The organism is Tardiphaga sp. 285_C5_N1_2 (assembly GCF_052076065.1).
Classification (GTDB): domain Bacteria; phylum Pseudomonadota; class Alphaproteobacteria; order Rhizobiales; family Xanthobacteraceae; genus Tardiphaga; species Tardiphaga robiniae.
In genome coordinates this window covers 5,949,992-5,974,845 of record NZ_CP197241.1, presented here as the reverse complement: position 1 = coordinate 5,974,845, position 24,854 = coordinate 5,949,992, and the positions used below count along the sequence as shown (strand labels likewise).

Annotated in this window: 21 protein-coding genes and 1 tRNA gene; 13 read left to right on the top strand and 9 right to left on the bottom strand. The window is 63.5% G+C overall.

The window, feature by feature from the left end; all coding sequences use genetic code 11:
- Positions 1–18: 18 nt before the first annotated feature.
- From AB7951_RS28310 to AB7951_RS28295, 4 genes are all read right to left on the bottom strand, one after another.
- Positions 19–94, bottom strand: a tRNA-Thr gene (locus AB7951_RS28310).
- Positions 95–248: 154 nt separating this feature from the next.
- Complete coding sequence (locus tag AB7951_RS28305; RefSeq protein WP_120287639.1) at positions 249–1,964, bottom strand: heme biosynthesis HemY N-terminal domain-containing protein; 1,716 nt, start codon at positions 1,962–1,964, stop codon at positions 249–251.
- A 7-nt stretch (positions 1,965–1,971) separates the two neighbouring features.
- A complete protein-coding gene (locus AB7951_RS28300; protein ID WP_120287640.1) occupies positions 1,972–3,135 on the bottom strand; it encodes a hypothetical protein in 1,164 nt (387 codons plus the stop codon).
- A 56-nt stretch (positions 3,136–3,191) separates the two neighbouring features.
- Entirely contained in the window at positions 3,192–3,938 is a 747-nt protein-coding gene (locus tag AB7951_RS28295) for a uroporphyrinogen-III synthase (protein ID WP_439062027.1), read from the bottom strand.
- A gap of 145 nt (positions 3,939–4,083) precedes the next feature.
- Between AB7951_RS28295 and tsaD the strand changes: the two genes are divergently transcribed.
- Genes tsaD through AB7951_RS28275 form a run of 4 tightly spaced genes read left to right on the top strand, consistent with a single transcriptional unit; the run spans position 4,084 to position 7,243 of the window.
- Positions 4,084–5,157, top strand: a complete 1,074-nt coding sequence (gene tsaD, locus AB7951_RS28290) for a tRNA (adenosine(37)-N6)-threonylcarbamoyltransferase complex transferase subunit TsaD (protein WP_120288082.1) — start codon at positions 4,084–4,086, stop codon at positions 5,155–5,157.
- 10 nt (positions 5,158–5,167) lie between these two features.
- Positions 5,168–6,148: an NAD(P)H-dependent glycerol-3-phosphate dehydrogenase gene (locus AB7951_RS28285; protein WP_120287642.1), complete on the top strand. Its 981-nt coding sequence runs from the start codon at positions 5,168–5,170 to the stop codon at positions 6,146–6,148.
- Positions 6,149–6,155: 7 nt separating this feature from the next.
- Positions 6,156–6,569: an EVE domain-containing protein gene (locus tag AB7951_RS28280; RefSeq protein WP_120287643.1), complete on the top strand. Its 414-nt coding sequence runs from the start codon at positions 6,156–6,158 to the stop codon at positions 6,567–6,569.
- On the top strand, positions 6,536–7,243 hold the full coding sequence (locus AB7951_RS28275) for a class I SAM-dependent methyltransferase (protein ID WP_120287644.1): 708 nt from the start codon (positions 6,536–6,538) through the stop codon (positions 7,241–7,243). Before AB7951_RS28280 ends, AB7951_RS28275 begins: the two co-directional genes overlap by 34 nt.
- Position 7,244: 1 nt before the next feature.
- On the opposite strand, the gene AB7951_RS28270 is transcribed toward AB7951_RS28275, so the two are convergent.
- The gene (locus tag AB7951_RS28270; RefSeq protein ID WP_439062028.1) at positions 7,245–8,351 is read right to left on the bottom strand and encodes a DNA topoisomerase IB; all 1,107 of its coding nucleotides are present in this window, start codon (positions 8,349–8,351) and stop codon (positions 7,245–7,247) included.
- A 351-nt stretch (positions 8,352–8,702) separates the two neighbouring features.
- On the opposite strand from AB7951_RS28270, the gene acs reads away from it, so the two are divergent.
- The 3 genes from acs to AB7951_RS28255 all read left to right on the top strand — a co-directional run bounded on the left by acs (position 8,703) and on the right by AB7951_RS28255 (position 12,601).
- Entirely contained in the window at positions 8,703–10,652 is a 1,950-nt protein-coding gene (gene acs / locus AB7951_RS28265; RefSeq protein ID WP_199711985.1) for an acetate--CoA ligase, read from the top strand.
- Positions 10,653–10,690: 38 nt separating this feature from the next.
- A complete protein-coding gene (locus tag AB7951_RS28260; protein WP_439062029.1) occupies positions 10,691–11,812 on the top strand; it encodes a Kelch repeat-containing protein in 1,122 nt (373 codons plus the stop codon).
- 273 nt (positions 11,813–12,085) lie between these two features.
- Complete coding sequence (locus tag AB7951_RS28255; RefSeq protein ID WP_092141032.1) at positions 12,086–12,601, top strand: L,D-transpeptidase; 516 nt, start codon at positions 12,086–12,088, stop codon at positions 12,599–12,601.
- 63 nt (positions 12,602–12,664) lie between these two features.
- Here the strand turns inward: AB7951_RS28255 and AB7951_RS28250 are convergent, their stop codons facing one another.
- The gene (locus AB7951_RS28250; protein WP_439062030.1) at positions 12,665–13,180 is read right to left on the bottom strand and encodes a thermonuclease family protein; all 516 of its coding nucleotides are present in this window, start codon (positions 13,178–13,180) and stop codon (positions 12,665–12,667) included.
- Positions 13,181–13,291: 111 nt separating this feature from the next.
- A complete protein-coding gene (locus AB7951_RS28245) occupies positions 13,292–13,522 on the bottom strand; it encodes a DUF1674 domain-containing protein (RefSeq protein WP_115033144.1) in 231 nt (76 codons plus the stop codon).
- A 195-nt stretch (positions 13,523–13,717) separates the two neighbouring features.
- Between AB7951_RS28245 and AB7951_RS28240 the strand changes: the two genes are divergently transcribed.
- The 3 genes from AB7951_RS28240 to purH all read left to right on the top strand — a co-directional run bounded on the left by AB7951_RS28240 (position 13,718) and on the right by purH (position 18,626).
- Positions 13,718–15,058, top strand: coding sequence for a transcription antitermination factor NusB (locus AB7951_RS28240; RefSeq protein WP_120287647.1), 1,341 nt, complete (start codon positions 13,718–13,720; stop codon positions 15,056–15,058).
- 183 nt (positions 15,059–15,241) lie between these two features.
- Positions 15,242–16,933, top strand: a complete 1,692-nt coding sequence (locus tag AB7951_RS28235; RefSeq protein ID WP_089263676.1) for a heparinase II/III family protein — start codon at positions 15,242–15,244, stop codon at positions 16,931–16,933.
- 100 nt (positions 16,934–17,033) lie between these two features.
- A complete protein-coding gene (gene purH, locus AB7951_RS28230; protein WP_120287648.1) occupies positions 17,034–18,626 on the top strand; it encodes a bifunctional phosphoribosylaminoimidazolecarboxamide formyltransferase/IMP cyclohydrolase in 1,593 nt (530 codons plus the stop codon).
- Positions 18,627–18,638: 12 nt separating this feature from the next.
- Here the strand turns inward: purH and AB7951_RS28225 are convergent, their stop codons facing one another.
- Entirely contained in the window at positions 18,639–20,030 is a 1,392-nt protein-coding gene (locus AB7951_RS28225; protein WP_120287649.1) for an MFS transporter, read from the bottom strand.
- 106 nt (positions 20,031–20,136) lie between these two features.
- Between AB7951_RS28225 and ggt the strand changes: the two genes are divergently transcribed.
- The 3 genes from ggt (at position 20,137) to AB7951_RS28210 (ending at position 24,153) form a co-directional block, all read left to right on the top strand.
- On the top strand, positions 20,137–21,882 hold the full coding sequence (ggt, locus tag AB7951_RS28220; protein ID WP_120287650.1) for a gamma-glutamyltransferase: 1,746 nt from the start codon (positions 20,137–20,139) through the stop codon (positions 21,880–21,882).
- Positions 21,883–21,962: 80 nt separating this feature from the next.
- The gene (locus AB7951_RS28215; protein WP_120287651.1) at positions 21,963–23,267 is read left to right on the top strand and encodes an MFS transporter; all 1,305 of its coding nucleotides are present in this window, start codon (positions 21,963–21,965) and stop codon (positions 23,265–23,267) included.
- The gene (locus AB7951_RS28210; RefSeq protein WP_120287652.1) at positions 23,254–24,153 is read left to right on the top strand and encodes an amidohydrolase family protein; all 900 of its coding nucleotides are present in this window, start codon (positions 23,254–23,256) and stop codon (positions 24,151–24,153) included. Before AB7951_RS28215 ends, AB7951_RS28210 begins: the two co-directional genes overlap by 14 nt.
- Here the strand turns inward: AB7951_RS28210 and AB7951_RS28205 are convergent.
- On the bottom strand, positions 24,150–24,815 hold the full coding sequence (locus AB7951_RS28205; protein WP_120287653.1) for a glutathione S-transferase: 666 nt from the start codon (positions 24,813–24,815) through the stop codon (positions 24,150–24,152). The genes AB7951_RS28210 and AB7951_RS28205 overlap by 4 nt on opposite strands.
- Positions 24,816–24,854 lie beyond the last annotated feature (39 nt).

The window sequence follows — 24,854 nt, the reverse complement described above, 5'->3', positions numbered from 1 at the left end:
ATGGCGCCGGAGCGCAAATGGTGCCGCAAACAGGACTCGAACCTGTGACCCCGTCATTACGAATGACGTGCTCTACCAACTGAGCTATTGCGGCGAACCAAGCGGCGATTCGGCTTTTCGGCCAAAAACGCTGGGGCATCTGATATCGCCCGGGGCGTTGCTTTGCAAGAAGCCGAGACCTCTCCGGCAACCGAAAAACTGAGCGACCCCCCCGCCGAAACCGACCATTTCGGCCTGAATCAGGGGCGTTAGCCGCCCCAACGGCGCAGAAAGCCGCGCCAACCACCCTGTTGCTGGCCGGCATTCAGTTCTGCGAATTCATCGCGATAATCGTCCGCCTCGTCCACGCCGGGATCGTCCGGAGGCCTGACGATGGGAATGACGGCCGGAATAGCCACGGCGGGCTTCGCGGCGCTGGCGATATCGCTGCGGTCGCGGAACAGCGGTGGCGGCGCGGGGGCCGGTTTCGGGAGCGGCGGCGGCGCTTCGGCGGGCTCGGGCGCAGCATCGGCCACCGGCTCGGGCTGTGCTGGTACTTCAGGTTCCACCGCGAGGTCCTGAGCCGGCGCGGAGGGTGTGACCTCGACCGGCACGGGCACCACGGGTTTTGGCATCGCGGGCGGCGGAGCCAGCACGGTTTCGCGCAAAATCTCGGTCTCGATCGTCGAGGCCCTGTCCGACGGCAGTGCGGCCAGCGGCGTCTGCCACTGGAACGCATCAATTCGGCCGGTGACCGGCGATACCGGCCGCCAGCGATCCGACACATAGCCGTCCGCCGTCCAGACCGGATCATGCAACGCGCGCACGGCACGCAATGTCCAGGCGCGGGCGCGGCCGCTGTCGCCATGTTCGGTACGTTCGATTTCCGCCATCAGCATCGCAACGCGCTGGGTGGAGTCGGTCGTGAACGGCGCCAGTGTTTCGCGGGCGCGCGTGAATTCGGCGGCATCGATGGCCGCACGGGCGATCGCCAGCGCGCCTTCGATATGGCCTGGCGCTTTGGACGCCAGCGTCTCGACACGCACCAGCCGCTGCCGCGCGGAATCGCCGAGCTTCACATGGGCATAGGCGTCGGCGAGATCCGGATGCGGCTGCGCCAGCCACGCTGTCTCGATGATCTTCATTGCCCGACGAGTCTGATGTGCCTCGCTCTGGAATCGGCTGGCGAGAACGGCGGCTGGCACCAAAGTTGGCGCAAGCTTGATCGCCTCGGTCACGCTGTCGCGGGACAGATCGCGATCTTGTGTCTCAAGCTCCAGCGCACGCGCGGTGAGCAGCACGCCGCGCTGCCGACGAAACGCCGCGCGATCGATCAGGCCAGAGGCAAAATTGTTGTCGAGGATTTTCAGCGCGCCGGTCCAATCGCTCTGCGCGCAGCGGAAGCCAAGAACGGCTTGCGACGCCCATGTCGATGCCGGCGACAGTTTCAGCGCTTCTTCGGCAATCGTCACGGCGGCGACGGGATCGTCGCTGCGCTGCGCCTCGATGAACAGACCGCGCAGACCCAGCAGCCGCGTATCGCTACGCTCAGCCATCGCCTGAAACGCACGATGCGCACCGGCGCGGTCGCCATCGAGCTGGGCGGACTGGGCATGCAGCAACAGAGCGAGCGGATCGTCAGTCGTCAAACGTTTGGCGATATCGGCATGACGCCGCGCGGCGTGGCCATCGCCCTGCCCGATCGCCAGCAGACCATGGGTGATGGCCTGACGCCCGCGCGCCTGACGCTTTTCATGGCGACGACGGCGCATTCGCTTCGGCGCACCCCACAAACCACGCAGGAGCGACCAGGCGAACACCACCGCGACGATTGTCAGGCCGAGCACCAGCACAAACACCGGCACCGACGGCGAAGCGCGCCAGACGCCCCAGGATATCACGACATCGCCGGGCTGATCGGCGACCCAGGCGGCGCCAGCGGCCGCAAGTGCTATCAACACAAGAAACAGAATAATGCGGAACATCGGATTCCTATGGCGCTGGTTTGGAAAGCGCCGCCATCGCGTCGGCTGCGAATTGACGTGAAGCCGCCAGCGCTGCATCGCGCATATCGACTCTATCGAGCCAGGGCTGAACCACGGCACGATCCGCTGGCGACAGCGTCAGCAACTCACGCCTGGCCGTGGCGATATCGTTGCTGCGCGCAGCCGCAGACGCGCGTGACACAGCGCCGCTGTTGCTACCTGCGCCGACAGCATCGGTGCGCTCGATGCGCACCAGCTTGGCCGCGCCGGCCTGCAGACGATCCATGAAACCTGCGCCTACCGCAGGCGTGTCCGCCGGCGCGGGTGTGAGCTTCGGTAACACTGCAAGCAGTTCACGGCTGAGTGCGACTGCGTTTGGTACGCCCGTCATTGCAAACGCATCGAGCGGCTTCAGCTGATTGGCATTGCCGGCAAGCGGTTTGACCGCCGCAAGCGCCGTCGCAAAGGGCTCACCCTGGCGCACCGACGTATCGAGCAACGACGCCGCAACGATACGGCGCAAGACCGTGTCATCGAAAGGTTTGGTATTCTGTTGGGCGGCCGAAGACTTCAACTCGCCGGCTGCACGTTCGATCTGCCCGAGCCGCTCATTGATCGGCCCGAGATCGACCACACCGGTCGCGGTACGCGGCGCGGATTTGAGTTGATTGATGTCGGCGACGACACGATCCGATTGTGTCTTCGCGGCAGTGAGATCGCCGCGCAATCCCGCGATGGATTTCTCGAGCGTATCGATCCGCGTTGCCAGCCCCGTATCCGGCGCAGCGACCGGGCGCGCTTCGATCTGCGCAATGCGAGAGGTCAGCGCATCGACATCTGCCTTGTCACTCGAAGCAATGCCGCTCAGGCCGAACCATGCGATCCCGGCGACAAGCGCACCGGCAACCGCGCCAACGGCGGCGGGAACCAGGACAGGTGCACGCGCAGGCGAGATGGGCGCCTGCTTTTCAACCGCAGCCTCCGCGGCGGGCTCGGACGGCGGCATGTCCGACGGTGCGGTATCGACGGACTCCGATGCTGTTTCCGGTACCGCAGGCTCCGCTGCAGCCGGACGCTCGGTGACCTCGGCAGCCGTCAATTCGATGGTTGGCGGCGGCCGTTTGGGCCGACCGGCATCCGGAGACGATCCCGTCTCATTATCGTCGGCCATGGCGTCGGTTCCCTCGTGACATGCCCGATCCCTACCGGGATTTGGTCACAGCAGTCTTAACGCGATAATGGCGCGATGGCACGGTCCAGCGCCGCGAGCAGGGCATTTTCGTCCGGGGTCTGCGCCACCACGACCTGGCTGGCTCCGGCATCATGCGCAATCGTACCGACCGCAGCTGAAAGGCAATAGTGTGGAACTGCGAGGGCAGCGATCTCGACGCCCGATAAGCCCACCGCCTGGAAGAATGCCCGCGCGCTCCGCCGCGAATAATGCAGCACAGCCTCGATTCTGCCGGCCACGAAGGCCGCAGCAACATCATCCGGCAGATCGGCCACCGGCATCATCCGGTAGGTGGTTTGTGTCACCACCGTGAAACCGCGCGCACCGAGTTCGCCAGCGAGATCCCGCGCAAGATCGGCGCCGGCCAGATAAAGGAGCGGGCGGGTCTTGTTCAGCAGCTTGCTCTTGCTGCTCTCCGTCAATAGGTCCCGCAGCGCCGCAGCATCACCTTCGGCGGACACGACCTTGGCAAAGCCGAGATCGCGCGCGGCCTCTGCGGTCCGGTCACCGACCGCGATCAGCGGCAGGTGAAGCAGGGTTGCCTGCACCGGCTGATCGGCGAGTGCGCGTAGCGCATTGGACGACGTCACGATCACCGCGCCGAAATCCGCATCCGAATCGATGGACAGCATCACCTTTTCGAAGCGCAGCATCGGCGCCGCCAGCACCTCGAAGCCCCGCGCGCGCAAGACGGCGGCGGTGCGGGTAGTGTCCGGCTGCGGGCGAGTGACGAGAATAGCCATATCTGAGGTCCGGTTTCGGGGGTCTCGCATGCCACGCAGGGCATCGAGTGATTGCACCTTGCAACCCCGCAATGCTACGCCGGGGACAGGAAAAGCCCGGATTTGGCTGATTTAGCAAGGACCGATAGTGACCATCGACCAACCGATGCTGGTGCTGGGAATCGAGACGACCTGCGATGAGACCGCGGCCGCCGTTATCGAACGCCAGCCCGACGGCAGCGGCAAGATCCTGTCCAATATCGTCCATTCGCAGATCGGCGACCACGCGCCCTATGGCGGCGTGGTGCCCGAGATCGCCGCGCGCGCCCATATCGACCTGCTCGACGGCATCGTCGGCCGCGCCATGAAGGACGCCGACGTCAATTTCGCGCAACTGAGCGGTGTGGCCGCAGCCGCCGGACCCGGCCTGATTGGCGGCGTCATTGTTGGTCTCACCACCGCAAAAGCCATAGCCATGGTGCATGACACCCCGCTGGTGGCCGTGAACCATCTCGAAGCCCATGCGCTGACGCCGCGGCTGACCACTTCCTTGGCGTTTCCGTATTGCCTGTTTCTCGTTTCCGGCGGTCATACCCAGATCGTCGCGGTGCTCGGCGTCGGCCACTATGTCCGGCTCGGCACCACCGTCGATGACGCCATGGGCGAAGCCTTCGACAAGGTCGCAAAGATGCTCGGCCTGCCCTATCCCGGCGGTCCGCAAGTGGAGCGGGCCGCTGCCGGTGGCGATCCCAAGCGCTTTGCGTTTCCGCGGCCGATGCTTGGCCGGCCCGATGCGAATTTTTCGCTGTCAGGTCTCAAGACTGCGGTACGCAACGAGGCCAGCCGGCTCATTCCTTTGGAAGAGCAGGACATCGCGGATCTCTGCGCCAGCTTCCAGGCGGCGGCGCTGGAATCGACGGCGGATCGATTGAGCGTCGGCCTCAGATTGTTCGAAGACCAATTCGGCCCGCCGCATGCACTGGTCGCGGCAGGGGGTGTCGCCTCCAACCAGGCGATCCGCGGTGCGCTGCAGGCCGTCGCCGCAAAAGCGCAGACCACGCTGATCATCCCGCCGCCGGCACTGTGCACCGACAACGGCGCGATGATCGCCTGGGCCGGCGCAGAGCGCCTTGCGCTGGGACTCACCGACACGATGGAAGCACCGCCCCGCGCGCGCTGGCTGCTCGACGCTGACGCCAAGGCGCCGGCAGGCCATTCCAAATCCCGCGCGGCTTACTGACGGGAACATCATGGCCGACTTAAACTCTGTGGCGGTGATCGGCGCTGGTGCTTACGGCACGGCGCTGGCCGATGTCGCGGCGCGCGCCGGCCGCGAGGTCGTGCTCTATGCACGCTCGACTGCAGCCGCCGAACTGATGCAGGTATCGCGCGCCAATCCGAGATTGCCCGGCGCTGCCATCGATGACTCTGTCTTCGTCACCGCCGATCTTTCGCTGTCAGCGCGCGCCGATATCATTCTGCTCGCCGTCCCGTCGCAACAGTTGCGCGAGGCATTGACGGCGCTCGCGCCGCTATTGCCGGCAGGCGTTCCGGTGGTCGCCTGCGCCAAGGGCATCGAGCGCGGCAGTCACAAATTCATGACGGAAGTCATCGCCGACGTCGCACCGCATGCGATCCCTGCCATTCTGTCGGGACCGAATTTCGCCGACGATGTCGCAGCGGGCCTGCCCACAGCAGTGACACTCGCCTGCGCCGACGAAGATATCGCTGTCGCGCTCGTGCAGGCCCTGGGTTCGGCGACGTTCCGTCCCTATCACTCCACCGATGTGCGCGGCGTCGAGATCGGCGGTGCGGCGAAGAACGTACTGGCAATTGCGGCGGGTATCGTCGCCGGCAAGCAGCTCGGCGCGTCGGCCCTTGCAGCACTCACGACGCGCGGCTTCAGCGAATTACTGCGACTAGGCATCGCATGTGGCGCGCGCACCGAGACGCTGTCGGGACTGTCAGGTCTTGGCGATCTGATCTTGAGCTGTTCGAGCGCGCAATCGCGTAATTTTTCGCTCGGCGTTGCATTGGGCCGCGGCGAACAGCCGGCGCGCGACAAACTTGCCGAGGGTGAATTCACGGCGCCGGTGCTGATCGAGCTTGCGACATCGAAGGGCGTCGATATGCCGGTGGCAAAGGCCGTGGCGGCAATTCTGGCCGGCCAGACAACCATCGATCAGGCAATCGATGGCCTGCTGACGCGGCCGTTCAAGGCAGAAGGTTAGAGACGTGATGAAATACTGGCTGGTGAAATCGGAGCCTTCGGTGTGGTCGTGGGACCAGCAGGTGGCGAAGGGCAAGAAGGGCGAAGCCTGGACCGGCGTGCGCAACCACAGCGCCAAGCTCAACATGATGGCCATGAAGAAAGGTGATCGCGCCTTCTTCTATCATTCCAACGAAGGCAAGGAAGTTGTCGGGATCGTCGAGATCGTGAAAGAGCATTATCCCGACCCGACCGACGAATCCGGCAAGTTCGTCTGCGTCGACATTGCCGCCGACAAGCCTTTGAAGACGCCGGTGACGCTCGTTGCCGTGAAGGCCGAGCCAAAGCTCGGCGAGATGGCGCTGCTGAAACTGTCGCGGCTCTCGGTGCAGCCGGTGACCGCGGAGGAATGGAAGCTGCTCTGCAAAATGGGCGGATTGTGAGCGCCGACGGCGCGGCCAATCTTGCAATCACTGATCCCGTAGCTTTCATCCGCGCCAATACGCGCCTGCGATTGGTGCCACTGGTGCCGAACATTGTGCTGCACACAGCCGACGAGGCCGTACCGCTGTGGAGCAAGACAGAAGAGGAACTTGGCGAGGCCGGACTACCGCCTCCATTCTGGGCTTTCGCCTGGGCCGGCGGACAGGCACTGGCGCGCTTTGTTATCGATCATCCCGGGCATGTTGCTGAAAAGACCATCATCGATTTCGCAACAGGATCGGGGCTGGTGGCTATCGCCGCGATGAAAGCCGGAGCAAGCAGCGTCTTCGCCTATGACATCGACGCCTTTGCGCGCACGGCCATCGCACTGAACGCGGCTGAAAATGGCGTTACGATAAATGTTCGCGGTGACGATCTGCTCGGCGGCTCGTCTGTCCCGCCCGCACAAACGATTCTGGCAGGCGATATTTTCTATGAACGCGACACCGCAGAGCGCGCCTTTGCATTTCTTTCAGCGCAGGCGGCGCGCGGCGCGACGGTACTGATCGGCGATCCCGGTCGCAGCTATCTGCCGAAGGACAAATTGCGCAAGCTGACCGAATACAAGGTGCCGGTGACGCGCGATCTCGAAGATGCGGATATCAAGAACACTGCGGTGTGGACGCTCGCCTGACTCAACCCGCCTCTGCCACCACCTGCGCCAGAAGCTGCTCGCGCTTCGATTGCGAGCGATAGCCCGTTTGCGTCGCGGCGATGCGCGCGAGGACGCCGTCCTCGAAGGCGGTGACGATGGTATCGTGCACATAGCTCTTGCGGCAGATCGCCGCCGTGTTCTGCAATTCGTCCGCCGCCGACCGCACGGCTTCGAGCACCTGCTTCCTGCGCCCGCGCTCACTGGCTGCCGGCTCTATCCGTGACAGGGTTTCAGCCACCGTCGCCGACGCCATCAGAGTGCGGAAATCCTTCAGTGAAATCTTGATGCCGGCGATATCGCGCAGGAAGGCGTTCACTGCTGCCGTGTTGACCTTGTGAATGCGGCCAGCATTGTCGCGATACTGGAACAGGCGTTTGCCCGGCACGTCGTGCAGGATACCAATCGCGCGGACGAGCTTCGACGCGTTGGACTCCTTGCGCACTGCCTTGCCGCCCTTGGCCTTGAAGGTGAGCACGATGCAATCGTCTTCGAGCTGCACGTTCGACTTCATCAGCGTTGTAGCGCCGCGGGTGCCCGACAGCTTCATATAGCTCTCATTGCCGGCACGGATCGCGGTGCGCGTGACCAGTTCGATGACAGCGGCGAGCGCGAACTCACGCGTCGGCTCGTCGCCAGCCAGAAGCGCCGAGACGTTGCGGCGGATCTTCGGCAGTGCCGCCACCAGCTTCGCCAGCCGATGCGCCTTGCGCTGCTCGCGGACCTTCTCCCAATCCGAGTGATAGCGGTATTGCAGGCGGCCGGCCGCGTCGCGGCCTACGGCCTGCAAATGCGACGTAGGATCAGCGGCATAGCGGACCTCGGCATAGGCCGGGGGCACTGCCATGGAGTTCAGCCGCTTGATCGTCCCGATATGCTTGATCGGGGTGCCGTTGGCCCTGATGAAGGAATACGATTTTCCGCGCTTGAGCCGGCGGATCGTCAGCTCAGACTGATCTCCAAGCTTCAGGCCCATTTCACGGGCCAAAACCTCCACACTCGCGGGGCTTGGCTTGGCCATACGGCCTGGCCGCGCGACGGAACGGGCGGAAACGGCCCGGGAAGGCGCGAAATTCTGCTGTTCCATCATAGTGTTATCTGCCTCGTCGGCCCTGTGTCTCTGCTAATGCCGTTTATTGATTTTTGGTTCCGGGCCGCTTGGCCGTCCCTGCGAGGGCGATTTAGGGGCTTCCCGCAACTATTGCGAGTCCACGAGCACGCAATTTCGGTTACTGGTTACCGTTTAGCGCCTGAATTGGCTTTATGATGAAGTTTCCGGGCCGTCAAAACGCGAACGTGATCGGGGCTGCGACCTTGCGGACCGACCAAAGGCCTAGTCCGGCCCCGCTTGTCCAGCTATCTCGCGCCGGCGCATATTGCGCGCAACGAGAACCGGCTGGCGGCGAATTCGCGCAGCGGTCGCACGGTGGTGGAGGGGACGATGTCCGACAAGATTTACGACGTACCGGCTGAGTGGACGACGCGCGCCTTCGTCGATGACGCGAAATACAATGAGATGTATGCGCGCTCGATCAGCGATTCCAACGGCTTCTGGGCCGAGCAGGCCAAGCGCCTCAACTGGAGCCACGCCCCCACCAAGATCGAAAACACGTCCTTTGCCCCAGGCAAGATCTCGATCAAGTGGTTCGAGGATGGCGTATTGAACGCCGCCTATAACTGCATCGACCGCCATCTACCGAAGCGCGCCAACCAGACCGCGATCATCTGGGAAGGCGACGACCCCTCGCAGTCGAAGCACATCAGCTATCAGGAACTGCACGACGAAGTTTGCAAGATGGCCAACGTGTTGCGCAACCGCAATGTCGGCAAAGGCGACCGCGTCACGATTTATCTGCCGATGATTCCGGAAGCCGCTTACGCGATGCTGGCCTGCGCGCGCATCGGCGCGGTCCATTCAGTGGTCTTCGCCGGCTTCTCGCCGGACTCGCTGGCGCAGCGCATCACTGACTGCCAGTCGAAGATCATCATCACCGCCGATGAAGGCCTGCGCGGCGGCAAGAAGGTGCCGCTAAAGAACAATGTCGATGCCGCGGTCGCCAAGGCCGGCGGTGTCGACTGGGTCGTCGTCGTCAAACACACCGGCACGCCGGTGAATATGGATCCCGCCCGTGACTTCTGGTATCGCGAGGCCGCCGAAGTCGTGACCACCGAATGCCCCTGCGAGCCGATGAATGCGGAAGATCCGCTGTTCATCCTCTACACGTCGGGCTCCACCGGCCAGCCCAAGGGCGTGCTGCACACCACTGGCGGCTATCTGCTGTTCGCCTCGATGACGCATCAATACGTGTTCGACTATCACGAGGGTGATGTCTACTGGTGCACCGCCGACGTCGGCTGGGTGACCGGTCACAGCTACATTCTCTATGGGCCGCTGGCCAACGGCGCGACCACGCTGATGTTCGAAGGCGTGCCGAACTATCCGTCGATGTCGCGCTTCTGGGAAGTCATCGACAAGCATCAGGTCAACATCTTCTACACCGCGCCAACCGCGATCCGCGCGCTGATGCAGGCCGGCGACGAGCCGGTGAAGAAAACCTCGCGCAAGAGCCTGCGATTGCTGGGATCGGTCGGCGAGCCGATCAATCCGGAAGCCTGGGAGTGGTACTATCACGTGGTCGGCGAGGCGCGGGCGCCGATCGTCGACACCTGGTGGCAGACCGAGACCGGCGGCATTCTCATCACGCCTCTGCCCGGCGCCACGAAACTGAAGCCGGGTTCGGCGACGCGGCCGTTCTTTGGTGTCGTCCCCGAGATCGTCGATGCCGACGGCAAGGTGCTCGACGGCGAGACCTCGGGCAATCTTTGCATCGCCAAGTCATGGCCTGGCCAGATGCGGACGGTCTATGGCGATCACGCCCGTTTCGAACAGACCTATTTCTCGACCTACAAGAACAAGTACTTCACCGGCGACGGCTGCCGCCGCGATGCCGACGGTTATTACTGGATCACCGGCCGCGTCGACGACGTCATCAATGTCTCCGGCCACCGCATGGGCACCGCGGAAGTGGAATCGTCGCTGGTCGCACATGAGAAAGTGTCGGAAGCCGCCGTGGTCGGCTATCCGCACGACATCAAGGGCCAGGGCATCTACGCTTACGTCACGCTGATGAACGGCGTCGAGCCGACTGAAGAGCTCCGCAAGGAGCTCGTGGCCTGGGTTCGCAAGGACATCGGCCCGATCGCCTCGCCGGACCTGATCCAGTTCGCACCGGGTCTACCAAAGACCCGCTCCGGCAAGATCATGCGTCGCATCCTGCGCAAGATCGCCGAAGACGAACCGTCATCTCTGGGTGATACATCGACACTGGCCGATCCCGCCGTGGTCACCGACCTCGTCGAGCATCGGCAGAACAAGAAGCCGGGGGCGTAACCGCTCGCCCAATCTGTCGGCAAACACGGAGTGATGTGGTGGATCGTCGGTCATTCGTGTTGGGAAGTGCTGCAGTTGTCGCGGGCGGAGCCTCCGCCCGTGCGCAACATGCCGGTCATCCCGCATTGCCTGCGGCACCATCGTCGAAAGAGCCCTACGCCAAATTGCAAGGCGGCGTACCGCATCACATGACGCCCGAGCAGGAAGCGCAGCGCGTCACGGAGAGTCCGGCGTCGAAAGGGCCGCAAGGCAAATGGATATCGCGTGCGGCGTTGCCCTTGCCGCGCAGCGAGATGGCCTGGGCGACCTCATGGGCCGATCGCATGCATATCGTCGGCGGCTATGGCGAAGGCCGTGTCGACCGGCCCTATCACCATGTCTACGATCCCGCGTCAGATCGGTGGCTCGACGCCGCGCCGCTGCCGCGCGGCGCCAATCACGTCTCGGTCGCCGCCGATGCCGGACGGGTCTATGCGCTTGGCGGCTTCATGCAGCAGAACCGCGGCTCGGATCAGAACGCCTATGCCTACGATGTCGCCGCCAACCGCTGGGACAATATCGCGCCTTTGCCGCGACCACGCGGTGCCGGCGCTGCCGTTGCGCTGAACGGCAAAATCCATCTGATCGGCGGCGCGTCGGAACCGGCGGCTGAGCGCGCCAGTGTCAGTTGGCACGAAGTCTATGATCCCAAGACCGACAAATGGGAGACCCGCAAGGCACTGCCCGGTGCGCGCGACCATGTCGGCTGCGTCGCCACGCGCGGCGTGATCCATGTGATCGGCGGGCGTTTCAATACGTTCGAGTACAATACCGATCTGCACCATGTGTATCTGCCCGAGCGCGACACATGGGAGCTGCGCGCCGCACTGCCGACGACCCGTTCGGGCCATGGCCTTGTCGTGTATCGCGACCGGCTGTTTGCCATGGGCGGCGAATCCGGCGTGGTGCAGAACGGCCAGCTCACCCAGGGCAAGGTGTACGGACAGATGGAAAGCTACGATCCGGCCTCCGACACCTGGCAGAGCCACGCGCCGATGCTGACCCCGCGCCATGCGGTCGGCGCCACAGTTATTGGTGACTGGATCTATGTGGCCGGTGGCGGCGCTGTCCTCGGCGGCGCGGTACAATCCGCCGTCCATGAGGCCTTTACGCTGGCCTAGTGACCTCCAACGCATTGCATCTGGCTGGCCTCACGCGATTGTCAGGGCCGGATGGCCACCCCCGGCCAATTTAGAGCGAGTGTTGTTTTCCGGGCATTTACTTTGTTCAGCGGATTTCCTCTTTAGGCGCTCGTTGGCGCACTCCCCCGCGCTGGCAGAGACCGGTTGTTTACGCGACTGGTTGAGAATTTCCCGTGTGCAATTGTTTTCGTCGCCTTGAGAGGCGGCACGACCTCGTCGGCCGCTACCGGCCGGGCCGAACTGGAGAGATCGATGTCCTTGAAGATTGCTCGTGCGCTGGCAGCCACCGTTGTCGTTGGCGCCCTGATGTCCCCCACCGCGCAGGCAGCGCCCAATGTGGTCGGCTTCCACGGCGACTATGCCCCCGGCACCATCGTCGTGAAGACCAATGAGCGTAAGCTCTATCTCGTGCTCGAACAGGGTCAGGCCGTGCGCTATCCCGTCGGTGTCGGCAAGCCCGGCAAACAGTGGGCCGGCGCCACCAAGATCGACGGCAAGTACCGCCAGCCGGCCTGGGCTCCGCCCGCCGACGTCAAGCGTGACAATCCGAATATCCCCGATGTGATTGCGGGCGGTTCGCCAGCTAATCCGATGGGCGTTGCAGCGATGACCCTTGCCGGCGGCGAATATGCCATCCACGGCACCAACCGCCCCAATTCGATCGGCGGCTATGTCTCTTACGGTTGCGTCCGCATGTACAACGAAGACATCACCGACCTCTATTCGCGCGTCTCGGTCGGCACGCCTGTGATCGTCACCCAGCGCTGATCGCTGGCAGCTTCGCTATTCTGAAAAGCCGCGCATGATGCGCGGCTTTTTGTTTTGCTGATCTCAGCGGTTATCGCACCAGCCGTTGCGATGACCGCCACCATACGGGCGCGCGTGCCCTGCGTTGAGCATTGCTGCAGACACGTTGGGCGTTTGCCTGGTCGCGACATCGGCGACCACGCGGCCGGGATATTTGTCAGGCCCGATATTGTAGATCGTGAGACTTCCCTCGCGGAGCAACTTGGTCAGTGCAGCCGTCGCGGTTTCTGCTTTCTGAATCTCGCGCGCGCATTGCCCCTTCAGCTCTGGCGCATCGATGCCACGCAAACGAATGCGCACGCTGACGTCTTCACCCGACCCAAGATGCACGCGCGCGCCAAAAGTATCGCCGTCGATGGCATAGCGCATCTCGATCGAGTAGCGCGCCTCAGCATTGCCGGCGCGCCTGACGATCGCCTCGGAATCGCGGGCCGCCTCGGTCTGATCCGCGCCGGGCAGGAACGGCAGCCAACGCTTCACCGGCAACATGGTGCCGGCGGCCAGGCCAAGCACGAATACCCACGGCATCGCCGCGGACATGCGGGATCGCCACGGCGACGCACGGTGAATGCGCGATGCTGGGGTCATCGTCCTGCGATAATGTGAGTCGAAACAACCAGCCAGAAGAATCTGGCTTAGTGATCCGAAGAGTTAGAAGTCGGACGCAATGCCCTTACGTTCCCAGTCGCCAAAGCGCGTGGGCTCCGGGCCTTCAGGTCCCTGGAACTCTTTCGCTTTCGCCGCAGTATGTGCCGCTGCGGCTGCAGCCCGGCGTTCTTCTGCCTCGGCCAGCGCACGCTGCGCGGCGGGCGTCAAAACTTTCTTCGGTGCCGGCTCAGGCTCCGGCAAAGACGTTGCGGACTCGGAAGGAATGTCGTTCATCTCAGGTTTCCTGCTGAACCGGCAAGGGCGGCACGCGTTACATAAATCAATGTCGAACAGTTGCCGTTCGACTGTGAGCATATAAGGGCGATTCTTACATTTGGCATATTCGCATGCGACAGAATCGCTCCCATCCAGTGGCCGCATGCTGAGCCTGCCCGCGCCATTGCCCCCCCTCCGTCGTGATGTTTTCGCATGTCGCAAGTAAGATACGCACCGCCAACCGAGGTCCCCGGCCTCGCCGCGCGACGGATTGCGGCGGATATTCTCGACGGCGTATTGCACAAGCATCGGACCCTCGACGACCAGCTCGAAGGCGCCGCGGCCCATCCCGGCCTGAAAACGCTATCCGACCGCGACCGCGCGCTGATGCGACGTCTGGTTGCGACGATCCTACGCCGGCTCGGTACGCTCGGGCATATTCTCTCCCGCCTGCTCGACCGCGGTGTCCCCACCGATGCCCCGCGTGCGCAGAGCGCGCTCCTGATTGGTGCTGCCCAGATCCTCTGGATGGATGTGCCGGATCACGCCGCCGTCGACCTCTCGGTCCGCATGGTGCAATCCGACCGTAAGGCCGCGAAATATGCAGGGCTGGTCAATGCCGTATTGCGACGCTGCGCCCGTGAAGGCCAGCCGCTGATCGACGAAGTTGCCGCCCAGACTCTCGACATCCCGCCCTGGCTGATGGCGCGCTGGACGGCCCATTACGGCGGGACGGCAGCCAAGGAAATGGCCGTGGCGCTGAGCCATGAGCCGTCGCTCGATCTCACCGTCAAATCCGAAGCCGATGCCTGGGCCACGCGCCTGCACGGCGAAGTGCTTCCAACCGGTTCCGTCCGAACCTTGCTGCAGGGCTCGGTGACCATGTTGCCCGGTTTCGATGACGGCCAGTGGTGGGTGCAGGATGCCGCGGCGGCACTGCCGGCACGACTGTTCGGCGACCTCAAGGGCAAACGCATCGTCGATCTCTGCGCCGCGCCGGGCGGCAAGACTGCGCAATTGGTCCAGGGCGGCGCACAGGTCACTGCTATCGACCGCTCGCCGAACCGCGTGGCGCGGCTGCGCGAAAATCTGGCGCGGCTGTCGCTCGAGGCCGAAACCGTCGTCGTCGACGGCACCGAATATCCCGGCGAGGGTTTTGACGGCGTGTTGCTGGATGCGCCCTGCTCCTCCACCGGCACGATCCGGCGGCACCCCGACGTCGCCTGGCTGAAACAGGACTCCGACATCGTCATGCTGACGGCGCTGCAACGGCGCCTGCTGCAGAAGGCCGCCTCCATCCTGAAGCCCGGCGGAACCCTGGTCTATTGCACCTGTTCGCTGGAGCCCGAAGAAGGCGAACAGGCCATCGCCGACCTGCTGGCCAAGGACTCCAGCATGCGCCGCGCCCCCGCCGACGCCAGTGAAGTTGCCGGCCTGGCCGAGATCGTCACCCCCGAGGGCGATCTGCGCACTTTGCCGAGCCATCTGCCCCATGCCGATCCTCGGCTCGGCGGGCTCGACGGCTTCTATGCGGCGCGACTCATTAAATCCTGATATTCACAGAGTAATCTCCCGATTCGCGAGGCTTCCACAGGGGGCTTCCTTGTACTGTGTGCGGATCGCGTTTCCGGCTAAAAGGATTCGCAACAACCCTTTCTCTTCCAGTTCAAGGCGCGCGTGGTCGCACATCGCAGACGTATCTCGGGGCTGATCCTCGGCCGCTTCGCGCGGAGCGCGATGTCGCGCGCGTCTGGCGGATCGGCAGCGCTGGCCCGGCTCTGGCCCGGACGCACAGATCGCCTCATCATCGCGCCGCATGATCTGCGCACCACCGATGCCACCCGCGCCGCCGAAATCTATGCCGGGCGCTTCGTCTTCGCCGGCAAGATCGTCACCTGTCACGGCCGCTCGATCTTCGATCTGGAACCGCCGTCGGAAGACTGGGAAGTCTCGCTGCTCGGCTTCGGCTGGCTCCGCCATCTGCGCGCCGCCGACACCGCCATCACCCGCGCCAATGCGCGCTCGCTGATCGACGACTGGATGTCGAATACGTCGCGCAAGCGCCCGGTCGGACGCCGCGCCGACGTCATCGCCCGCCGTGTGATCTCGCTGCTATCGCAGGCACCACTGGTACTCGGCGATACCGACGGCAAATTCTATCGCCGCTATCTGCGCTCGCTCAGCCGCGAGATCCGCTCGCTACGCTACGCGCTGTCGCATGCACCCGACGGCGTGCCAAAGCTGCAGGTGCTCATTGCTCTGTGTTACGCATCCCTCTGCCTCGCCAATCAGGCGCGCCACATCCGTACTGCGACGCGCAAACTTTCCGACGAATTGCAGCGCCAGATTCTACCGGACGGCGGGCATATCTCGCGCAATCCGGGCGCGTTGATCGAATTGCTGATCGATCTGCTGCCGCTGCGGCAGACTTTTGCCGCCCGCAACATCGCGCCACCGCCGGCGCTACTGAATGCGATCGATCGCATGATGCCGATGCTGCGATTCTTCCGTCATGGCGACGGCTCATTCGCACTGTTCAACGGTATGAGCAATGCGCCATCGCATCTGCTGGCGACGCTGCTGGCCTATGACGACACGCATGGCGTGCCGATGGCGCATATGCCGCATACCGGCTTCCAGCGTCTCGAGGCCGGTCAGATGACCGTGATCATCGACACCGGCCCGCCACCACCGTCCAGTGTGAGCCACGACGCCCATGCCGGTACGTTGTCGTTCGAACTGTCGTCCGGCCCGAGCCGCATCGTCATCAATTGCGGCATGCCGTCGACCGGGCGCGACAACTGGCGCGCTTTCGCCCGGGGCACGCCGGCGCATTCGACGATGACCTATCACAACACCTCATCGTGCCAGTTCGTCGAACGCAGCGCGATGAAGAAGTTTCTGCAGGGCGCGCCGATCGTCAACGGCCCGCATGTGGTGGAGAGTTATCGCGAGATCACCTCGAACGGCACCATCCTGACCACCGCGCATGACGGCTACCACCCGCGTTTTGGCGTCACCCATCGGCGCGTGCTGATGATCTCCGAGGACGGTTCGAAACTCGAGGGCGAGGACATCGTCGCGGCGGCGCCCGGCGCGCGGCTCAAGGGCAGCAATACCGACTACGCCTTGCGCTTCCATCTGCACCCGTCGGTAAAGGCCAGCCGGCTCAGCGACGCCCGCGGCGTCATGCTGGTATTGCCGAACCGCGACGTCTGGACCTTCGAGGCGCTGGACGACAAGGTCGAGCTGGAGGACAGCGTGTTCCTGGCGGGCAATGACGGACCGCGCCGAACCGCCCAGATCGTGATCCACCAGAACGCCCAGCAGACCTCCAGCATCCGCTGGAGTTTTGCCCGCTCGGCCTCCTCGCCGTCGCAGACTACGGCCCGCCGCAATGCCCGCCGTGAGCCGGAATTGCCGTTGTAAATCAGACCTTCCCGACGAAATTGCTGGCATGCAAGCCCTTGCGGTTTCTTGCACCGCGAAACCATGCTACGCGGCGTCCTTCTCCCACGGGATACGCATCATGACCGACCATCCGCGCAAGGTTACTCGCGCTCTATTGTCCGTTTCCGATAAGTCCGGGCTGATCGAATTCGCACGGGCGCTGTCCGCCCACGGCATCGACCTCGTTTCCACCGGCGGTACCGCCAAGGCGATCGCTGCGGCGGGCCTGAAGGTCTCGGACGTGTCCGACCTCACCGGCTTCCCGGAAATGATGGATGGCCGGGTCAAGACGTTGCACCCCAAGGTCCATGGTGGCCTGCTCGCGATCCGCGACAATGCCGAACACGCCAAGGCGATGAAGGATCACGGAATTTCGCAGATCGATCTGCTCGTCGTGAACCTCTACCCGTTCGAGGAGACCGTCGCGAAGAACGCCTCCTATGAGGATTGTATCGAGAATATCGACATCGGCGGTCCGGCAATGATCCGCGCAGCCTCCAAGAACCATGACGACGTCACCGTCGTCGTCGAGCCCTCCGATTATCAGTCGGTGCTCGATGAACTCGCGACCAACAAGGGCGCGACCACGCTGACGCTGCGCCGCCGTCTGGCAGCCAAGGCCTATGCGCGCACCGCAGCTTATGATGCTGCGATCTCGAACTGGTTCGCGGATCAGTTGAAGATCACCGCACCGGATTTCCGTGCCGTCGGCGGCAAACTGGTCGAAGCGCTGCGTTACGGCGAGAACCCGCATCAGACCGCTGCGTTCTATCGCACGCCCGAACTCCGCCCCGGCGTATCCTCGGCGCGGCAGGTGCAGGGCAAGCAACTTTCCTACAACAATATCAACGACACCGATGCGGCCTATGAATGCATCGCCGAGTTCGATCCAAAGCGCACCGCAGCCTGCGTCATCGTCAAGCACGCCAACCCCTGCGGCGTGGCCGAAGGCAGCAACCTGATCGACGCCTATCGCAAGGCACTGGCCTGCGATTCTACTTCGGCCTTCGGCGGCATTATTGCCATGAATCGCACGCTGGACGCGGAGACCGCGCAGACCATCACCGAGATCCTGACCGAGGTGATCATCGCGCCGGACGCCACCGAAGAAGCAATCGCCATCATCGCCAAACGACGGAATATCCGCCTGCTGCTGGCAGGCAGTCTGCCTGATCCCCGCGCGCCGGGCCTGACCTACAAGACGGTGGCCGGCGGCCTACTGGTGCAGAGCCGTGACAACGCGGTGGTCGATGACATGATCCTGAAGCCGGTTACCAAACGGCAGCCGACGGACGCTGAATTGCGCGATCTCAAATTTGCATTCCGTGTGGCCAAGCATGTCAAATCGAACACGATCATTTACGCGAAGGACCTTACCACCGTCGGTATCGGTGCAGGCCAGATGAGCCGGGTCGATTCCGCTCGGATTGCCGCACGTAAGGCGCAGGATGCTGCTGCCGAACTGAAACTCGCCGAGCCTATGACCAAAGGATCGGTCGTCGCATCAGATGCGTTCTTCCCCTTCGCCGACGGACTATTGGTGGCGATCGAGGCCGGAGCCACGGCCGTGATTCAGCCAGGCGGTTCGATCCGCGACGATGAAGTGATCAAGGCGGCGGATGACGCCGGAATCGCCATGGTGTTCACCGGCGTCCGCCACTTCAAGCACTGAGACTTTCGAGGCTCAGGCTTCCCGCACACGCGCGAGCAGGCCGAGGCCTCCAACGAAGAACAGCACCAGCACCGCCATGCCAGCCTTCTGGCTGGCGGTGACCGCGGTGACGAGGCCGATCAATAGCGGCCCCATGAAGGACGTCACCTTTCCGGTCAGCGCGAACAGACCGAAGAACTGCGCGATGCGATCTTGCGGTGCCAACCGGATCAACAGCGTGCGCGATGCCGCCTGCAGCGGACCGCCCGCCATGCCGATCAGGCAACCCAGCGCGAGATAGGCCTTCTCCGCAGGCGCCGCGAACAGGCCGCCACCAGGCACTGGCGGCGTGACCTTGATGAAGAAGATGGTTTCGCGATCAATCAGCAGGATCGCAATGATCGAGGTCAGCAGCAGCAGGATGCTGCCAGTGATCACACGCTTCGGTCCGAACGCATCGTCGAGCTTGCCGCCGACGAAGGCGCCGAACGTTCCGGCAATGGCCAGGATGATACCGAACGTGCCGATCTGAATCGTATTCCAACCGAACGTGCCGGCCGCATAGATGCCACCGAAAGCAAACAGCGACACCAGCCCGTCCGTGTAGATCATGTTGGCTATCAGGAATGCCATCATCGAGCGATGCTTCGGCAGATCGCTTAGCGTGTGCCTGAGATCGGTCAGACCTGCACGCACGGCGTGACCGGGCGAAACCTTTGCAGGAAAATCCGGCGTCAGCAGAAACATCGGCAGCACGAAGACGACGAACCACAGGCCCGACAGCGGCGCCGAAATGCGATCGCCCTGGAACGTCGCGGGGTCGAGACCGAGGATCGGGACCAGACCGAACAATGTGCGCCCCGTGGTCGGGTTCGCAGCCATGAAGCCGAGCACGATGATCAGGCTGAGAATGCCGCCGACATAGCCGAGCGCCCAGCCCGAACCGGACAGGCGGCCGATTTTATCCGGCGGCACCAACGTCGGCATCATCGCATTGTTGAACACGGTGGCAAATTCCACGCCGATGGTCGCCAAGCCATAGGCAATCAGCAGCGGCAGGATGATAGCGGGATCGCCGGGCTTGCCGATCCACATGATGCAGGCGCCGATCACGAAGATCGCACCGAAGCTTGCGATCCACGGCTTGCGGCGGCCGCTCGCATCGGCAATCGCGCCAAGCATCGGCGATGCCAGCGCGATGATCAACCCGGCCGCAGCAGTAGCGAAACCCCACAGAGATTGCCCGGTGGCGGCGTCGGATGCCACGCGCGTGGCGAAATAGGGCGCGAAAACAAAGGTTGTGATGAGACTGAAGTAAGGCTGGGCCGCCCAGTCGAAAAACATCCAGCTGATCACCGCAGAGCGCGGTGGATAGGTCTTTGGCGCCGCTGTCACAGAGGCTGATGAAGCGGCGGCGACCGCCATGCGTGGTATCCCCCGCGAATCACAGAGTGTTGTCTCGTACGTTTCACAAGCCATATAGCATTCGAGACGGCGATGCGATCATGTCCGCTGTCAGCCGGAGTGATCGATGGCACTGTTTGCTTTCCTGCGTTGTACGTGCGTCGCAGCACTCGCTTTTATACTTGTCGTCCCGGCATCGACAAACGCGCAGCAGTCGCGTGACGTCTATACCCCCGCACCGTCAGGCACGCTCAAACCCATCGCTGCCACGCATGGCATGGTCGTCGCCCAGGAGAAGATCTCCGCCAAAGTCGGTGCGGATGTCATGGCGCACGGTGGCAATGCGATCGATGCGGCTGTTGCGAGCGGTTTCGCCATGGCCGTCACCTATCCGCGCGCCGGCAATATCGGTGGCGGCGGCTTCATGGTGATCCATACCGCCGCCGGCGAGGACATCACCATCGATTACCGCGAGACCGCGCCGGCCAAAGCCACCCGTGACATGTTTCTCGGCAATGACGGCAAGCCGGATATCGCGAAATCGCGTGACTCCGCATTGGGCATCGGCGTCCCCGGCACGGTGGCAGGGCTCGCGCTTGCGCTGGAAAAATACGGTTCGGGCAAATTCACATGGTCGGATCTGCTGCAGCCCGCGATTGCGCTGGCGCGCGACGGCTTCGTCGTGGCGGACGATATCGCCGCCACGCTGCCCGATCTGCAACGACGCACCGCGCGCTGGCCATCATCGGTGAAGATCTTCTCGCGCTCCGATGGCACAGCGCTGCAACCGGGCGATACGCTGACCCAGAGCGACCTTGCTGCGACGCTGACGGCAATCGCCGCGCAAGGGCCACGCGGATTCTACGAAGGCCCGGTGGCGCAGAAGCTGGTCGATGGCATCAACAAGGCCGGCGGCATTTTTGCGATCGAAGACCTCAAGGCCTATCAGCCGGTGATCCGCCAGCCGGTGCGCGGCAGCTATCGGGGCTACGATATCGTCTCGATGCCACTGCCATCATCCGGCGGCACAGTGCTGCTGGAAACACTCAACATCCTCGAAGGCTTTCCAGTGGCAACCTTGCGGCAAGGCTCGGCGCCGTCGCTGCATCTACTGATCGAGGCTATGAAACGCGCTTATGCCGATCGTGCGCGCTATCTTGGCGATCCCGCATTCGTCAATGCACCGATTGCGATACTGACCTCGAAAGACTACGCCGCCAAACAGCGCGCCTCGATCGATCTCGACAAGGCGACGCCATGGACCGACGCGCTGTCTGCGGTGCCTCCGCGTGAAGGGCAGAACACGACCCACTATTCCGTGGTCGATGCTGCCGGCAATGTTGTGAGCAATACCTATACGCTCAACTTTCCCTACGGTGTCGGCCTCGTCGCCGATGGCACGGGCGTGTTGATGAATAACGAGCTCGACGATTTCACCGCAGCACCCGGCGCCTCGAATGCCTTCGGCCTGGTCGGCTTCGAAGCCAACCTACCCGGTCCCGGCAAGCGCCCGTTGTCATCGATGTCACCTACCATCGTGCTGAAGGACGGCAAGCCGGTACTCGTCACCGGTTCGCCCGGCGGCAGCCGCATCATCTCGACAGTGCTGCAGGTGATCGTCAATGTGATCGACTACAGGATGAACATTATGTCGGCCGTGGCCGCGCCGCGCCTGCATCACCAGTGGCTGCCCGATGAAGTCCGCATCGAACGCGGCTTTAGCGAAGAGACTCTCAACGCACTGCGTGCCATGGGCCACAGGGTGATCGAGCCGATGGGCCAGACTTCGGCCAATTCTATTTTGGTGACGCCAGACGGCTTGCTTGGTGCCCCTGATCCGCGTACGCGTGGCGCTGAGGCATCTGGGTACTGACGTCCAATGACATATCCGGTGCCCCCAGGGGCGCGCGGGTGAGCGCCCCCGAACCAAGATGACAAACGGGGGAAACAACCATGAGCGGCAACCGACCAACCGATCCCGGCGCCATTGAGCGCGCGGAAATCGAAGACACCAGCCTTCTGGCCTTCTATCGCGATATGAATCCACCGGAGCGCCGCACGTTCTGGGCCTGCGCCACAGGCTGGGCACTCGATGGCATGGATTTCATGATCTATCCGCTGGTGATCGGCACCATCATCGTGATGTGGAAGGTCGATCCCGGTACTGCCGGCCTCGCTGGCACCGTGACACTTCTTGCCTCCGCGATCGGTGGCTGGCTCGGCGGCTATCTTGCCGACCGGATCGGCCGCGTCCGCACGCTGCAGCTAACGATCCTGTGGTTCTCGTTCTTCTCGCTGATCTGTGCCTTCGTGCAGAATTTCGATCAGCTGCTGGTGGCGCGTGCGCTGCTCGGCATCGGCTTTGGCGGTGAATGGGCTGCAGGCGCTGTGCTGATGGGCGAGGCCATCCGCCCGCAGTATCGCGGCCGCGCAGTCGGTTCTGTACAGTCCGGCTGGGCGATCGGCTGGGGCCTCGCCGTGCTGTCACAAGCGGTCTTGTTCTCATGGCTTCCACCAGAGACGGCGTGGCGCTGGATGTTCGCCATCGGCGCACTGCCGGCTTTGCTGGTGCTGTATCTGCGCCGCTACGTCGAAGAACCGGTCATCGCCGCGGAGACCCGCGCCAAGCAGAACGCCAGCGGCGATCGGCCCAAGCTCAGCGAAATCTTTGCCGGCCCGATGCTGAAGACCACGATCCTTGCGTCGCTTGCTGCGACCGGTTGCCAGGGTGGCTATTACGCCATCACCTTCTGGGTGCCGCGCTTCCTCACCACCGAGCGCAAGCTGTCGATCGTCTCATCGACCGGCTATCTTTCGGCGCTGATCGTCGGCTCCTTCATCGGTTATCTCGTCGGTGCATGGCTCGCCGACCGCATCGGCCGCCGCAACCTGTTCCTGACCTTCTCGCTCGGCGCCATCGCAGTCATCCTGCTCTACACACAGGTGACGCTCACCAACGAAGTGCTGTGGATCCTCGGCTTCCCGCTCGGCTTCTTTGCGTCGGGCTACTTCTCCGGCATGGGCGCGTTCCTCACGGAGCTCTATCCAACACGTCTGCGCGGATCGGGCCAGGGCTTCTGCTACAATTTCGGCCGTGGCATCGGCGCTCTGTTCCCGTTCCTGGTCGGCGCGCTGTCCAACACCACCACCCTCGGCAATGCCATCGCGATCTTCGCAGTGCTGGCTTACGGCCTGTTCTTCCTCGCAGCCTATGCGTTGCCTGAAACCCGCGGACGTATTCTCTATGCAGACGCCTGATTCATCCCCCAGCGAACCCCGGGCTTGCCCGGGGCCGCAACCGACCCAGCGCAGCGTGACACGGTTCACCGTGCCGCGTGGTGCCGTCGATACCCATGCCCATGTGATCGGTCTGCCGCCGGACTATCCGTTCGTCGCCGGGCGGAGCTACACGCCGCCGGAGGCCACGGCGGCATCTTATCTATCGATGCTCGATGCGACCGGCATGACTTACGGCGTGCTAACGCAAGTCAGCGTGCATGGCACCGACAACCGCCTGCTGGTGGACGCGCTCACCGCCAATCGCCAGCGGCTGCGCGGCATCGCCGTGATGGGGCTGGATTGCCCCGAGAAGGAGAAGGCCGCGCTGAAAGAAGCCGGCGTCGTCGGCCTCCGGCTCAACGTGCTTTATGGCGGCGGGATGGGTTTCGCGCAGCTTGAGGACTACGCGTCGCTCTGCCGCGAGATGGGCTGGCATCTGCAATTTCTGATCGATGCCAAGGATATTCCGGCTCTCGCCTCACGCTTTGCGAAACTGCCGGTGCCATTCCTCGTTGACCACATGGGACACTTCCCGACCTCACGCGGCATCAACGATCCGGGCTTCGACGCTCTGGTCGGCCTCGTGCGCGACGGCACATGGGTGCGGCTCTCCGGCGCCTATCGCACCAGCATCCAGGGTGGGCCGCCTTACAGCGATACGATTCCCTTCGCCCAGAAGCTGGTCGCCGCCAATCCGGATCGTTGCATCTGGGGCTCCGACTGGCCGCATGTGGCGAACTGGGATGTGATGATGGGCGTAAGCGAGCTGCTCGACCTGCTTGCAGAGTGGGTGCCGGATGAGGCGATGCGCAATCGTATCCTCACGAACAATCCGCAGAAGCTGTTCGGCTTCCCCGCGGTCTAGCGCCCCACCGAATACGGCCCGCCCTTCTCCAGCGCACGCTGATAGGCGGGCCGCGCGTGGATCTTCGCGAGCCACGCCATCGCCTTGGGGTGTCCTTGTTCCAGCCCGGCGCGCGCGGACGCTGCTTCGAGCGGGAAGCTCATCTGGATATCGGCTGCAGTGAACTCGCTGCTCGCGAACCATTCGCTCTTCGACAGTTCGCCTTCCCAGAACGCCATGTGCTGTTTGAGTTGCGGATCGACCAGCGTGTTCAGCGCTTTCGCCGCGATGGCATTGACCACCGGGCGCATCAGCAGCGGCGCGCGCTTCGGCAGCATTAGGAAGATCAGCTTCAACAGGAGCGGCGGCATCGCCGATCCCTCGGCGTAGTGCAGCCAATAGGTGAAGCGCAGGCGCTCCGGTGTGTTGTCAGGCGGAATCAGCCGGCCGTTGCCGTAGGTTTTGACGAGATATTCGACGATCGCACCGGACTCGGCGATCGTGTTGCCGCTATCGGTGATGACAGGCGACTTGCCGAGCGGATGGATCGCCCGCAGCTCCGGCGGCGCCAGCATGTTGGGCTGCCGGTTATATCTGATGATCTCATAGGGAACGCCGAGCTCCTCGAGCAGCCACAGGACGCGCTGGGAGCGCGAGTTATTCAGGTGATGAACTGTAAGCATGGCGATCCTTTGCGACCTGGCGCGCTCAATTATTGCCCG

What these genes read in the sequence shown, in the direction of transcription:
- AB7951_RS28305 (WP_120287639.1), bottom strand. Translation starts at nt 1,964, where the DNA reads ATGTTCCGCATTATTCTGTTTCTTGTGTTGATAGCACTTGCGGCCGCT.
- AB7951_RS28300 (WP_120287640.1), bottom strand. Translation starts at nt 3,135, where the DNA reads ATGGCCGACGATAATGAGACGGGATCGTCTCCGGATGCCGGTCGGCCC.
- AB7951_RS28295 (WP_439062027.1), bottom strand. Translation starts at nt 3,938, where the DNA reads ATGGCTATTCTCGTCACTCGCCCGCAGCCGGACACTACCCGCACCGCC.
- tsaD (WP_120288082.1), top strand. Translation starts at nt 4,084, where the DNA reads ATGCTGGTGCTGGGAATCGAGACGACCTGCGATGAGACCGCGGCCGCC.
- AB7951_RS28285 (WP_120287642.1), top strand. Translation starts at nt 5,168, where the DNA reads ATGGCCGACTTAAACTCTGTGGCGGTGATCGGCGCTGGTGCTTACGGC.
- AB7951_RS28280 (WP_120287643.1), top strand. Translation starts at nt 6,156, where the DNA reads ATGAAATACTGGCTGGTGAAATCGGAGCCTTCGGTGTGGTCGTGGGAC.
- AB7951_RS28275 (WP_120287644.1), top strand. Translation starts at nt 6,536, where the DNA reads ATGGAAGCTGCTCTGCAAAATGGGCGGATTGTGAGCGCCGACGGCGCG.
- AB7951_RS28270 (WP_439062028.1), bottom strand. Translation starts at nt 8,351, where the DNA reads ATGATGGAACAGCAGAATTTCGCGCCTTCCCGGGCCGTTTCCGCCCGT.
- acs (WP_199711985.1), top strand. Translation starts at nt 8,703, where the DNA reads ATGTCCGACAAGATTTACGACGTACCGGCTGAGTGGACGACGCGCGCC.
- AB7951_RS28255 (WP_092141032.1), top strand. Translation starts at nt 12,086, where the DNA reads ATGTCCTTGAAGATTGCTCGTGCGCTGGCAGCCACCGTTGTCGTTGGC.
- AB7951_RS28250 (WP_439062030.1), bottom strand. Translation starts at nt 13,180, where the DNA reads ATGTCCGCGGCGATGCCGTGGGTATTCGTGCTTGGCCTGGCCGCCGGC.
- AB7951_RS28245 (WP_115033144.1), bottom strand. Translation starts at nt 13,522, where the DNA reads ATGAACGACATTCCTTCCGAGTCCGCAACGTCTTTGCCGGAGCCTGAG.
- AB7951_RS28240 (WP_120287647.1), top strand. Translation starts at nt 13,718, where the DNA reads ATGTCGCAAGTAAGATACGCACCGCCAACCGAGGTCCCCGGCCTCGCC.
- AB7951_RS28235 (WP_089263676.1), top strand. Translation starts at nt 15,242, where the DNA reads ATGTCGCGCGCGTCTGGCGGATCGGCAGCGCTGGCCCGGCTCTGGCCC.
- purH (WP_120287648.1), top strand. Translation starts at nt 17,034, where the DNA reads ATGACCGACCATCCGCGCAAGGTTACTCGCGCTCTATTGTCCGTTTCC.
- AB7951_RS28225 (WP_120287649.1), bottom strand. Translation starts at nt 20,030, where the DNA reads ATGGCGGTCGCCGCCGCTTCATCAGCCTCTGTGACAGCGGCGCCAAAG.
- ggt (WP_120287650.1), top strand. Translation starts at nt 20,137, where the DNA reads ATGGCACTGTTTGCTTTCCTGCGTTGTACGTGCGTCGCAGCACTCGCT.
- AB7951_RS28215 (WP_120287651.1), top strand. Translation starts at nt 21,963, where the DNA reads ATGAGCGGCAACCGACCAACCGATCCCGGCGCCATTGAGCGCGCGGAA.
- AB7951_RS28210 (WP_120287652.1), top strand. Translation starts at nt 23,254, where the DNA reads ATGCAGACGCCTGATTCATCCCCCAGCGAACCCCGGGCTTGCCCGGGG.
- AB7951_RS28205 (WP_120287653.1), bottom strand. Translation starts at nt 24,815, where the DNA reads ATGCTTACAGTTCATCACCTGAATAACTCGCGCTCCCAGCGCGTCCTG.